9 protein-coding genes and 1 tRNA gene are annotated in these 11,830 nt (G+C 71.2%); 3 read left to right on the forward strand and 7 right to left on the reverse strand.

Going from position 1 to position 11,830, the window contains the following annotated elements; translation table 11 throughout:
- Positions 1-161 precede the first annotated feature (161 nt).
- From ACIBK3_RS23490 to ACIBK3_RS23505, 4 genes are all read right to left on the reverse strand, one after another.
- A complete protein-coding gene (locus ACIBK3_RS23490) occupies positions 162-1,571 on the reverse strand; it encodes a Cys-Gln thioester bond-forming surface protein (RefSeq protein WP_399368354.1) in 1,410 nt (469 codons plus the stop codon).
- 262 nt (positions 1,572-1,833) lie between these two features.
- Entirely contained in the window at positions 1,834-2,307 is a 474-nt protein-coding gene (locus ACIBK3_RS23495; protein WP_399368356.1) for a single-stranded DNA-binding protein, read from the reverse strand.
- A 414-nt stretch (positions 2,308-2,721) separates the two neighbouring features.
- Complete coding sequence (locus tag ACIBK3_RS23500) at positions 2,722-4,890, reverse strand: GTP-binding protein (RefSeq protein ID WP_399368358.1); 2,169 nt, start codon at positions 4,888-4,890, stop codon at positions 2,722-2,724.
- Between the two features lie 3 nt (positions 4,891-4,893).
- Positions 4,894-6,501 (reverse strand): dynamin family protein, encoded by a 1,608-nt coding sequence (locus ACIBK3_RS23505; protein WP_399368360.1) that lies wholly within the window; start codon positions 6,499-6,501, stop codon positions 4,894-4,896.
- 322 nt (positions 6,502-6,823) lie between these two features.
- Between ACIBK3_RS23505 and ACIBK3_RS23510 the strand changes: the two genes are divergently transcribed.
- The 3 genes from ACIBK3_RS23510 (at position 6,824) to ACIBK3_RS23520 (ending at position 9,727) form a co-directional block, all read left to right on the forward strand.
- Positions 6,824-6,896, forward strand: a tRNA-Arg gene (locus tag ACIBK3_RS23510).
- Between the two features lie 249 nt (positions 6,897-7,145).
- The gene (locus ACIBK3_RS23515) at positions 7,146-8,675 is read left to right on the forward strand and encodes an APC family permease (protein ID WP_399368362.1); all 1,530 of its coding nucleotides are present in this window, start codon (positions 7,146-7,148) and stop codon (positions 8,673-8,675) included.
- Between the two features lie 92 nt (positions 8,676-8,767).
- Positions 8,768-9,727: a D-2-hydroxyacid dehydrogenase family protein gene (locus ACIBK3_RS23520; protein WP_399368364.1), complete on the forward strand. Its 960-nt coding sequence runs from the start codon at positions 8,768-8,770 to the stop codon at positions 9,725-9,727.
- A 123-nt stretch (positions 9,728-9,850) separates the two neighbouring features.
- Here ACIBK3_RS23520 and ACIBK3_RS23525 read toward each other — a convergent pair whose 3' ends face one another.
- The 3 genes from ACIBK3_RS23525 to ACIBK3_RS23535 all read right to left on the reverse strand — a co-directional run bounded on the left by ACIBK3_RS23525 (position 9,851) and on the right by ACIBK3_RS23535 (position 11,769).
- On the reverse strand, positions 9,851-10,717 hold the full coding sequence (locus ACIBK3_RS23525) for a tyrosinase family protein (RefSeq protein ID WP_399368366.1): 867 nt from the start codon (positions 10,715-10,717) through the stop codon (positions 9,851-9,853).
- Positions 10,701-11,198: a tyrosinase cofactor gene (locus ACIBK3_RS23530; protein WP_399368912.1), complete on the reverse strand. Its 498-nt coding sequence runs from the start codon at positions 11,196-11,198 to the stop codon at positions 10,701-10,703. The genes ACIBK3_RS23525 and ACIBK3_RS23530 overlap by 17 nt, the downstream gene beginning before the upstream one ends.
- A 301-nt stretch (positions 11,199-11,499) precedes the next feature.
- A complete protein-coding gene (locus tag ACIBK3_RS23535) occupies positions 11,500-11,769 on the reverse strand; it encodes a hypothetical protein (RefSeq protein ID WP_399368368.1) in 270 nt (89 codons plus the stop codon).
- Between the last annotated feature and the right edge of the window lie 61 nt (positions 11,770-11,830).

Below are 11,830 nucleotides of genomic sequence, written 5' to 3' on the forward strand. Positions count from 1 at the left end.
ACGAGTCCGCTCCGTCGATCCTGCAACCCCTCATGGCGCAAGTCGCCGTGGGGCCGGATCCCCCTGCCTCCGCACGGTGAGAAGGCTCCTGACCAGTTCGTCGGCCAGGAGTCCTCGCCCCGGGGCACCGCGTGGCCGCCGTGCCCCGATGTCCGTGCCGCTCAGTCCCGCGTCGGCGTCTCCTTCTCGCGGATGAGCACCAGTGCCGCGCCGCCGACCACGACGAGGGCGATGGCCGTGCCCACGATCACCGGAGTGGCGGTGGACCCGCCGGTGTCGGCGAGGTTGACATCCGAGGCGGTGCCGCCCACCGTCGCGGGGCTCGGTTCGCTGAGGGTCCGGGTCGCGTCGCCGGCCGCGCTGCCCTGTGTCCGGCAGTCCAGGACGCCGGCGAAGCGGCTCTCGGAGCCGTCCGCGCCCTTGATCGTGAAGTCGTAGGCCTGGTCCTCCTGGAGGGGCACCGTCACCGTGTTGGTCACGCCCGCCGGGATGGTGTGCCGGGTGCCCAGCAGTGCGAAGGTGAACGCCTCGTCGCCCTGGTTGGCCGCGGTGATGTCCAGGCCGCCCTCGGCGCAGTTCTTCGCCGCGGACAGGGCGGGTATCGCGCCCTGCGCGGCCCACGTCGCGCTCGCCGTCGCCGAGACCGTCGACTCGCTGGAGCCGGCCAGGACCTGCGTCTGGCTGCGGCCCTCGGAGGCGAAGGCACGGCCGACCGGCACGGTCGTGGAGGCCTGCACGCTCAGGTCGGCAGAGCCGGCCGCCGCGTTCTCGGGCACCTCGAAGAACAACTGGCTGCCGTCGGCCGCCGACGTGACGTCCTTGCCGTCCTTGCCGATGATCCGCACCCTGCTGGTGGCGGCGTCCGCAGGCGGCGTCACCGTCACGGTGGCGGCGTTGGTGTGCACCGTGACCGGGCCCAGCAGCTCACCGGGGTGACCGGAGACCGCGGGCGGGTCGAGGGTCAGCGACGGCGCCGGTTCCGCCAGGTTCCGCGCGCTCTTCTCCAGATAGTCCGCGAGCTTCTCGGCCTGCGGGTCGACGGCGTCCACGTCCGCGCCGTCCGAGTAGCGCCAGATGGCCACCTGGGTGCCGGCCGCCGCGTCCTGCTCGGTCAGTCCGTTCCCCGCTCCCGCCTTGGCGGCAAGCGCCGCGAGGTCGTTGACCTGCGGATAGGAGTTCTGCAGGATCCAACGGATCCTGCCGGCGTCCTTGTTGGCGCCGAGCGAGGTGCCACTCCAGGGGGTCTCGTGGTATCTGGCGTCACGCTGGGTGGGGTTGTGCAAGTCGACACAGTACGTCTGCAGCGTCCCGCCGCCCTCGACGGACATCTCGAACAGGCCCGCAGACACCGTAAGGTCCCCGGTCTCCTCGTGTATGACGGCCTCGCCGTACGTCTTGAGGCCGCCTATGGTCGCGGTCGCCCCGCCCTGCTTCTGCGCCGCCTCGTCGGCGGACGCCGTACCGGTACCGGCGAGCACGCCGACGGCGACCAGACCGGACACCCATGTCGCGGCGACGAGGCGGGCCGCCCCTCGCCTGCGCGGCGAGCGCGCGGAGAACGAAGCAAACACAGAATTCCCCTTCGAGCAGGACCCGTTGACGTGGGGGGTTACGGTCCCACCAGCAGAATCAGAAGCCCCGAGAGCTATGTTCGGCATCCTAAGGACCTGGCGCATCACGCTTCCCGGTGAGGCCGTCGGACCAGTGATCCGACTCGGAATCGTTATCGCCGGGATGGCTTGCGAGCAGGGCTTATCGACAAATCCACCCGGGTCGTCCGGAGTGCATTCGCCGATAAGCCGCAGTTCGGTCAGGCGCCGCCGGCAGGTGACGTCACGTCACCGCCACGGGCTCACGCTGCTGTTGGGCGGCCGGCTCGGCGGCCGGTGTCTCCCAGTTGGGCTCCGGCTGCGACGGCGCACCGGTACCGGGCGTCAGCGCCTCTCCCTGCTTGGTGCGCCGGAACGCGGACGTGCCGCGGGCCAGGTCGTGGCCGATCGCCACCGCGTCGATGTCCGCGGAGGTCCAGCTCTGCTGCCCCTCGCGCACTTCCGTACGCACCTTCAGCCGGCCCTGCACGACGACGGGGTCGCCCACGTTGAGTGACGCCGCCGTGTTCGTGGCGAGTTGGCGGTTGGCCCACACCGTGAAGAAGTTGGTGTGCCCGTCCGTCCAGACGTTCTTCTCGCGGTCCAGGTAGCGTGAGGTCACCGCCATCCGGAAACGCGCCGACGGTCCCGTCGCGAGCTCGCGGTACACCGGCTGCGTCGCCACGTTGCCCACCACGCTGATGATCGTCTCGTTCATCTCGAACACCCTCCCTCGCCCGCCGCGCACGCCGGGCTGACACGCGTACGAGCCCGGCCCGTACGGCTGCTTGCGTCTTCGCCACGACCGCGTCGGCCGCGATCGCGCATCCAGACTGCCTCCGCCGGCCCGAGCCCGCCGGGCCCTGTGGACCCGCGCACACCTGTGGAAAACCCCGCCACCCGAACGAGGGACCCCGCCCCGATATCACCAAGCCACGCGGCCACCGAGTGACCAAGTCACCCGGTCACGTCGTCACCCGGTCACGTCGTCACCTGGCCACCTGGCCACATCGTCACCTGGTCACGGCCCACGTCGCCCTCGGCCAGGAACCCGTCTCCCCGGACGCACACCGCACTCCCCTCGGCCAGGACCCGTCTGCCCGGCACGCACACCGCACTCCCCTCGGCCCGCTCACCTCACCCCCACAACCCGCCCGTACTGCTCCCGCACCTCCCGATACCGCAGCAGCTCCGCCGCCACCGGATCCAGCACCCGCGCCCGCCCGCACCCGGCCGCCGTCTCCCGCAGTCGCCGCTCGGCCTCCACGCCGTACCGCCGGGCCGGCCCCCGCGCCGCGATCCGGCAGCCCCACTCGACGAGCGGGCCGCCGACGATCCCGGCGACCATCAGCAGCACCGGCACGCCGAGGTTCGGCGCCATGAACCCGATGATCTGCCCCAACAGCCACAGCCCGCCGACGACCTGCAAGATGGTCATGGACGCCTGCGCCAGCACCGCCGCCGGCCACCAGCCCGGCCGCGGTGGCCGCCCCGGTGGCAGTCCGGCCCGTGCCGCCAGTTCGTCCAGCGCCTCAGGCAGCCCCTGGGAGCCGCGTACGGCCGCCTCGCGCACCGCCTGCGCCCAGGGCGCGGGCAGTCCGGTCGAGGCCCGGTCGGCCAGCGTGCGTACCGCGTGTTCGACGCGCTGACGCGCCGTGGCCTCCTCGTCCGCCTGGGCGCGCAACGGCAACCGTCCCGTGGGAGGTTCGCGCCGGTCCTGCGCCCAGCGCCACAGCCGCAGCCAGGGCGTCCCGCAGGCGCGGTTGGCGTTGCGCTGCCACGCGCGTTCGGCGGCCTCACCCGCCGCCGTGGCGCCCACCGCGTCGGCGAGCCGCGCTGCGAACTCGTCCCGCGCCTCCTCGCTGAGCCCGATGCGCCGCCCGTTGGCGTAGACGGGCCGCAACCGCCACGCGGCGGCGTCCACATCGGCCGCGATCCGCCGGGCCGGTGCCCCGCGTTCGGCCACGAACTGCCCGAGTGCTTCCCGGAGTTCGCCGACGCCGTCCCCGGTGAGCGCGGACAGGGCGAGTACGGTCGCGCCCGGTTCGCCGTACTCGCCCAGCGCGATGCCGTCCTCGTCGAGCAGCCGCCGCAGGTCGTCGAGGACCTGTTCGGCGGCCTCGCCGGGCAGCCGGTCGATCTGGTTGAGGACGACGAACATGACCTCCGCGTGACCCGCCATGGGGCGCAGATAGCGCTCGTGCAGGATCGCGTCGGCGTACTTCTCGGGGTCGACGACCCAGATCACCGCGTCGACGAGCGCCAGGACGCGGTCGACCTGTTCGCGGTGCTGTACGGCGGCCGAGTCGTGGTCGGGCAGGTCGACCAGGACGAGACCCCGCAGCTGTGCCTCCGCCTGGGCGCTCTGCACCGGGCGCCGCCGCAGCCGTCCCGGAATCCCGAGCCGGTCGATGAGGCTGGAGGCGCCGTCACTCCAGCTGCACACGATGGGCGCGGCGGTGGTGGGCCGTCGTACGCCCGTCTCCGAAATGGTCACTCCGGCGAGCGCGTTGAACAGCTGGGACTTGCCGCTGCCGGTCGCGCCCGCGATGGCTACGACGGTGTGCTGCCCGGACAGCCGGCGCCGCGCGGTCGCCTCGTCGAGGACCCGGCCGGCCTCGGCGAGGGTCCGGCTGTCGAGCCGGGCCCGGGAGAGCCCGACCAGTTCGTGCAGGGCGTCGAGCCGCGACCGCAGCGGCCCGTCGTACGCCAGCGCGGTCACCGGCGGCTGGGCGCTGGGGATCCTGGTTTCCAGCAGGGCCGATTGAGCCGTGGTCTCCTCGGTGACCCTCCGTGCGATCAGACCGTCGTCCCAGGCGTCCGCGGCATCGGTAGGACCGGAGGCGTCGCCCGAATCGCCACGGCAGGAGGGGGCGTCGTCCTTCCCGCGCGCGTGCCGTTCATCACCCTCATCCTTCAGGCGGACGTACCGTTCATCCCCCTCGTCCTTCACGCGCGCCTGCCGTTCATCCCCCCCGTCCTTCACGCGCGCCTGCCGTTCCTCGTCCGCGTCCCGCACGCGCGCCTGCCGTTCCTCGTCCGCGTCCCGCACGCGCGCGTGGCGTTCATCTGCGCGCCCTTCGCCGGACAGCGCGGTCTTCCCGGGCTCCGGCTCGTCCCGCGCGTCGAACTCCACGGCCTCCTCGGTCCGGCATCGCTGCTCGGCCGGTTCGCTGCCGTCACCGTCTCCGGCCTCCGCTTCGGAGGTGACGTTCTCAGGACGCTCGTTCCCGCGGTCCGAGTCACCGGCGTCGTACGCCTGCTCGGTGTGGTCCTGGTCGTGGTCTGTGACGGCGGTCACCGGTCACCTCTCCTTCTGCAGTACGGACAGCGCGGCGATGAGTTCGGCCTGTGGTTCGGGATGGACGTCGAGGGCGTCGAGCGGGGCCAGGCGGCGCTCGCGTTCGGTGTACATGACCCGGTTCAGGTGGTCGGCGAGCAGCCGCCCGCCTCGGTCGCGCAGCCGCAGCGCCCCGTGTACGCCGATCCGCTCGGCGAGGCCCTCACCGGCCGTCCGGCCCCTGCGGCCGCCCAGCAGGGCCGTGGCGACAAGGGCGGCGATCACCTCGGAATCCGGGGCGACGCTGCGGTCGAGGTGGCGGATCTCGTCCTCGGCGTACTCCTCCAACTCCCGCCGCCAGCGCCGTACGGCCAGCCCGATGCGGTGTTCGGCTCTCTCCAGGGCCGGGTCACGGCCGTTCAGTTCCGGCGCGGCGGCGGCCGGTTCGCGTCGCCAGGCGTCGTCGACGCGCTCGTCGGCGGCGGTGACGGCACACAGCAGGAGGGCTCCGAGGCTCTCCACGAGCGCGTCGAGGAGCTCACCGGCGGTGCAGTCGAGCGGGAAGGCCCGCCACCGCTTCAGGGCGTCACCGGCGAGTACGGCCCCGGCCTGCAGCCGCCCGCGCACGCGCGCGTGCTCGCTGTCGTACGCCGAGTCGACGGCGGAGGTGAGCCGCAACGCGGCCGCGTACTGGGCCGCGGCGGCGCTGGCGAGCTCGGGCATCCGGGACTTGAGGGAGTCGAGGACGCCGTGCGCCGTACGGGCCAGGGAGTACTGACGGGCCGCCGGATCCTGCGCCTGCTGGATGAGCCAGGTCCGCAGCGATGCCACAGCGGTGGCCGGCAGCAGGCCGCCGCCCCAGGCGGACTCGGGCAGTTCCGGCACGGTGAAGCGGGGTACCTCGCCGAGGCCGGCCTTGGTGAGCAGCGCGCCGTACTGCCGGGAGACCTCGGACACGACCTGGTGGGGTACCCGGTCGAGGACGGTGACGAGAGTGACGTCGTACTCCTTCGCGGCGCGCAGCATGTGCCAGGGCACGGCGTCGGCGTACCGGGCGGCCGTGGTGACCATGACCCAGATGTCGGCCGCGCAGATCAGTTCGGCGGCGAGGGACCGGTTGTCGGCGACGAGGGAGTCGACGTCGGGCGCGTCCAGGAGGGCCAGACCGGGCGGCACGGTGTCGACGGTCTCGATGCGCAGGACGCGCGCGGGATTCTCGCCGGGCAGCAGCAGGTCCTCCCCCGGCTGCGGCTGGGGCACCCACACGCGCGTGAGGTCGGGCAGCACGCGCATCCCGCTGAACCAGTGATGGTCCTCCGGATGGCAGACCAGCACCGGAGTGCGTGTCGTCGGCCGCAGGACGCCCGCCTCGCTGACCCGGCGCCCCACAAGGGAGTTGACGAGCGTCGACTTCCCGGCTCCCGTGGACCCCCCGATGACGGCCAGCAAGGGCGCTTCGGGCTGTCTCAGCCGGGGCACCAGATAGTCGTCGAGCTGGGCGAGCAGTTCGTCGCGGTTGGCACGCGCGCGTGGAGCCCCCGCGAGGGGTAGCGGAAAGCGTGCGGCGGCGACACGGTCGCGCAGGGCGGAAAGTGCGTCGAGCAGCTGAGGCCGTACGTCCAAGGTCACCACATGCGAAGAATGCCCAATTTTAGGGGAATTCTGAAGCATATGAGCATGTCTGCGCGCCGACGGGACACAACGGACGGAAGGGGCGACTGGGGCACGGACACAGTCCAGGCATAACGAGTGCACAACACCCGGGGCGCGAGGCGCCAAAAGCGATGCACGATTCGCACCTGCCTGCGATTATCGGGACCGCTTCACCGAACCTCCACATCGAGCCACGGAGGCGAAGCAACAGGGGCAAGGACGCGGGAGCCCTATCCTTGTCCCCGGCAACGTCACGGATCGGCCCACACCCGGGCACCCACGACAGAGGCCACCACACCCGGCCCCCGTAGCTCAGTGGATAGAGCAGGCGCCTTCTAAGCGCTTGGCCGCAGGTTCGAGTCCTGCCGGGGGCGCCGCGTTTCCGCAGGTCATCGGCGACTTTCAGCCCTCCACGAGATCAGTTGTGGAGGGTTTCGCTGCTCGCGAAGGGCTTTCCGTGCCGCGGACCACCCGCACCGGCCTCGGTGTTTCGGTGCGGTTTCCGTCGCGTTCGGGCGGAGAAGTGATGGTCAAGACTTGTACACGAACGCTTGTGGTGTTTCGCGGCGGCGGCAGATCATTGGCCGGATCCCGCCCCTACCAGGAACACGCAGGAGCTTTCGGTGACCGTTGGCCAGATAGCATCCGAGCCGGCCGACGCGCCGGCGGCAGCCCAGGCGGAGCGGCGGAAGCTGCGCAAGCACTTCGGCCGCTTCGACATCCTGTTCTTCCTGCTGTGCACCATCGTCGGCGTCGACACCATCGGCAGCGTGGCCTCGAACGGCGCCGAGGCGTTCACCTGGCTCATCGTTCTGGCCGTCGTGTTCTTCGTGCCCTCCGCACTGCTGACCGCCGAGCTCGGGGCCGCGTTCCCGGATGAGGGCGGCCCCTACATCTGGACCAGCCGCGCCTTCGGACGCCTGGCCGGTGCCGTCAACAACTTCCTGTACTGGATCACCAACCCGGTGTGGCTCGGCGGCACGCTCTCCGTCTCCGCCGTCACGGCCTACACCACCTTCTTCAACGACGGGAAGGACCTGAGCACTCCCGCCTTCTACGTCTTCACCCTCCTCTTCGTCTGGGTGGGCGTGCTCGCCGCGATCCTCTCCTTCGACGTCGGCAAGTGGATCCCCACCGTCGGCGCCTGGAGCCGTTTCGTCCTCCTCGGCCTGTTCACCGTCACGGTCGTCGTGTACGGCGTCAAGCACGGCCTGCACGGATTCGGGATCGGCGACTTCTCCCCGACGTACGCGGGATTCGTCCTCCTGGTGCCCGTCCTGATGTTCAACTTCGTCGGTTTCGAGCTGCCCAACACCGCCGGCGACGAGATGACCGACGCCCAGAAGGACGTGCCCTTCGCCATCTTCCGCAGCGCCGGCCTCGCCGTTCTGCTCTACGCGCTGCCGATCCTCGGCATCCTGCTCGTCCTGCCGGTCACGGCCGTCACCGGCCTCGGCGGATTCATCGACGCGATGCGCCAGGTCTTCACCGTCTACGGCGGCCACGTCGCCTCCGACGGCACCGCCACGCTCAGCGGCGCCGGCAGCCTGCTCGGGGACCTCGCCGCGATCATGTTCATCCTCACGGTGCTGTCCTCCGGCGTCACGTGGGTCATGGGCTCCGACCGCGCCCTCGCCGTCTCCGGCTACGACGGCGCCGCGCCCCGCTTCCTCGGCGTCATCTCCAGCCGCTTCGGCACCCCGGTGCGGGTCAACATCCTCAGCGGCCTGGTCTCCACCCTCGTACTCGTCCTGGCCCACGAACTGACCGACGGAAGCGCCGCCAAGCTCTTCGGCGCCGTCCTCGGCCTGGCCATCTCCACCACCCTGATCAGCTACCTGGGCATCTTCCCGGCACTCGCGGTACTGCGCCGCAAGGCCCCGGACGTCCCCCGCCCCTACAAGGCGCCCTTCCCCCGCACCATCAGCGTGGTGCTCACCGTGCTCATCCTGTTCGCCAGCGTGCAGCTGGTCGCCCCGGGGCTCGGCGACCACTGGTTCCGCGGCGACTACCAACCGGACGGCTGGAGTCACGGCGAGCGCTGGAAGTACCTGCTGACGGAGGCCGTCCCGCTCGCCGTCTTCATGCTCCTCGGCGTGCTCTTCTGGGTGCTGGGCAAGCCGACCCGCACGTCACCTGCCGCCGAGGCATAGCAGCGGCCCGCCCGCCACCACGGGCCACGGACCGTACGTCGCCTCGTCGGCACCGCCACCGGTACAGTCGCCGACGAGGAGGGAGCGACGACGTGCGACTTCGCTGTGCGGTGCTGGACGACTTCCAGGGGGTGGCGGCCCGGTTCGCCGACTGGTCGGTGATCGAGGACGAGGTGGAGGTCGTCGCGCTGCGGGAGCACCTCGCCGGCGAGGACGCCCTGGCCGCGGCACTCGCCGGCTTCGACATCGTGGTCACGCTGCGGGAGCGCGTTCCGTTCCCCGCCTCGCTGCTCGCCCGCCTGCCCCGGTTGCGGCTGCTGATCGCCTCCGGCATGCGCAACAGTGTCATCGACTACGCCGCCGCCGAGGAGCACGGCGTCACCGTGTGCGGTACGGCGAGCTCCTCCACCCCGCCCGTCGAACTGACCTGGGCCCTGCTGCTCGGCCTCGCCCGCGGGATCGTCGAGGAGAGCACCGCCCTGCGCGGGAACGGCCCCTGGCAGCAGACGGTCGGCGCGGACCTGCACGGCAGCCGGCTCGGACTGCTAGGCCTCGGGAAGATCGGCAGCCGGGTCGCGCGGGTCGGCCTCGCGTTCGGCATGCACGTCAGCGCCTGGAGCCAGAACCTGACCAAGGAGCGCGCCGACGAGGTGGGCGTCGATCTCGCCCCCTCCAAGGAAGCCCTGCTGGAGTCGAGCGATTTCGTCTCCGTCCACCTGGCCCTCGGTGACCGCACCCGCGGCCTGCTCGGCCCCGCCGAACTCGCCCTGCTGAAACCGACCGCCTACCTGATCAACACCTCCCGGGCGGCCATCGTCGACCAGGACGCCCTGCTGTCCGCGCTCCATGAGGGCCTGATCGCAGGCGCCGCCGTCGACGTCTTCGACACCGAGCCCCTCCCGGCCGACCACCCCCTGCGCACCGCCCCTCGCCTGCTGGCCACCCCCCACCTCGGATACGTCTCCCGGGCCAACTACACGACGTACTACGGCCAGGCGGTGGAGAACATCCGGGCCTACCTGTCGGGCAGCCCGATACGACAGCTGCCCTGACGACCGCACGGCCGGTCAGGGCGGTCAAGCGATCCCAGCGGTCACGACAGTCACGACAGCCACGCCGGTCGCGATGGACACGGCCGTCACGGCACTCGCAGCGGTCCAGCGGTCCAGTGATCGCTACGCGTACCGGTAGATGCCGCTGTGGTCCTGCAGTTCCTCCGGTGTCACGTCCCACGGCGGCATCTTCTCCTGCCGTGCGACGACCTGGCCGTGCTGGGCGTTGCCCGCGGCGAGCGGTCTCGCGGGGAGATAGCGGGCGTTCGGGTGCCGCTGCTGCCAGCGGGTCCACAGGAGGTCGACGAAGGCGTGGTGCATCCAGAAGACGGGGTCGTTGGCGGAGGCGCCGCCCACCATCTGGCCGCCGACCCAGCGGTGGACCCGGTTGTGGTTGCGCCACGAGGCGGCGCCCCTCCCCGGCCCCCACCCCTCCAGCCTGTTGCGGAACCCCTTGGTGGACGTGGAGTTCCACGGCGCCGTGTCGTAGACGGGGTCGGCGAGGGCCCCCTCCACGTTCCTGGCCGTCGGCAGTGCGATGGGATTTCCGGGGCGGCCCAGATCACGCTGGAGGAACGGGGTGTCGGTGACTCCCACCTTGATGGTCCACCCGCCCTTGCTGTACGCGAACGGGCCGGTCATGACCTGGCGGTCGGAACTCCGTCCGGTGCCGCCGAGCAGGTCATCGGTCCACGGTACGGCCGTCGGGGTGCGATCGCGCGTCCAGTTCCAGTACGGAACGGTGACCGCATCGTCCACGCGGCGCAGTGCCTGCTCCAGATCCAGCAGGAACCTGCGGTGCCAGGGCAGGAAAGAAGGTGCCATGTGGGCGGTGCGCAGGCCGCGTTCACCGTCGGGCTTGAAGTACTCGATGTGCGCGCGTACGAACTCGTCGTACTCGCCACGCCGTTTGACCTCGAGCAAGGCGGTGACGAGCCGGCGCCGCTCGGACTGGGTGAGCGTGCTGACGTCCTTACGCGTGTACACCACTGTGATGATCCCCCTCGACTCCTGTGCGGCGGCTCGCCGTACCGCTGCCGGGCATGCGTCCGTCCCTCTCGTCCGGCATACCGAGCCGCTCGGTGGGGCCGAGTTCGTCTACGGCCGCGCGCGCCGCGGCGAGCGGTGTCGGGTAGGACTGGTAGTGGTCGACCATGGTCATCCAGCTGCCGTCCGCCCGGCGCATCAGATGCAGCGGCCGTCCGTCCACGGTGACCCGCCACCCGCCGGAGCCCTCGTTCCCGGACCGTCCGACGCGGTCCCTGACGCCGACGAGACGACGCCGTCGATATGTCTCCTCGAACCCCGCCTCCGCCGGCCCGGCCGGCTCCGACACCGTCAGGACCGGTGCGAGCGCCGCCCCGGTCCCCGACGCCAGCAGTCCCAGCAGGACCCACCTGCGGCCGACGGAGCCGCGGCCGGACGCGAGGCCACCCTGGGTGCCCGGGTCGTCGGCTCGCGAAGAGCACATTTCGTTTGTGGTCGAGTTCACCGCGGCACTCTACCGACGGGCCGGAACGCGGCTGCGCGTTCCTCACCCGAGCGGAGCAATCGTGTCCACACGATCACACAGATGAGGGATTTCCCTTTTCAGCGCCGTTGAGCCACCAGAGGGATTTTTCGGCACCGTACCCGGCGAATCTGAAAAGACATGCAGCACCGGATTTCCCCCCCGACGACACCGAAGGCCGACTCCGCTGGGCGCGGAATCGGCCTGTTCGGAGCGACACCTTGCAGCGCCGGGAAGCGACGGGCATCGCGACCGGGAAACCTCAGTGCGAAAGGCCGCCCAGCAGTTTGCCGCCGGTCAGCTTCCCGGCCGCGCCCTGCGCCGCGTTCAGCGGCGAGTCCTTCTTCTTGGTGTCGAGCGCGCCCAGCTGCTGCACGGGCCCCGCCTTGACCGGTCCGTTGGTGAGGGCGCTCGTCGCGGTGCCGACGACGCTGCCCGTCACGTCACCGGCGTTCTGGGCGAACGCGGGCGCGGCAGCACCGGCAAGGACCAGGGACCCGGCGACGACGGCGGCAGCCTTCAGAGACTTCATCGTGTTCCTTTCTTCGGCCGCGTGGGCAGCCGGAGGAATTTTCTGACGCCGTGTCCAACGA

The organism is Streptomyces sp. NPDC050287 (genome assembly GCF_044459385.1).
Taxonomy (GTDB): domain Bacteria; phylum Actinomycetota; class Actinomycetes; order Streptomycetales; family Streptomycetaceae; genus Streptomyces.

What these genes read in the sequence shown, in the direction of transcription:
- ACIBK3_RS23495 (WP_399368356.1), bottom strand. Translation starts at nt 2,307, where the DNA reads ATGAACGAGACGATCATCAGCGTGGTGGGCAACGTGGCGACGCAGCCG.
- ACIBK3_RS23530 (WP_399368912.1), bottom strand. Translation starts at nt 11,198, where the DNA reads ATGTGCTCTTCGCGAGCCGACGACCCGGGCACCCAGGGTGGCCTCGCG.
- ACIBK3_RS23535 (WP_399368368.1), bottom strand. Translation starts at nt 11,769, where the DNA reads ATGAAGTCTCTGAAGGCTGCCGCCGTCGTCGCCGGGTCCCTGGTCCTT.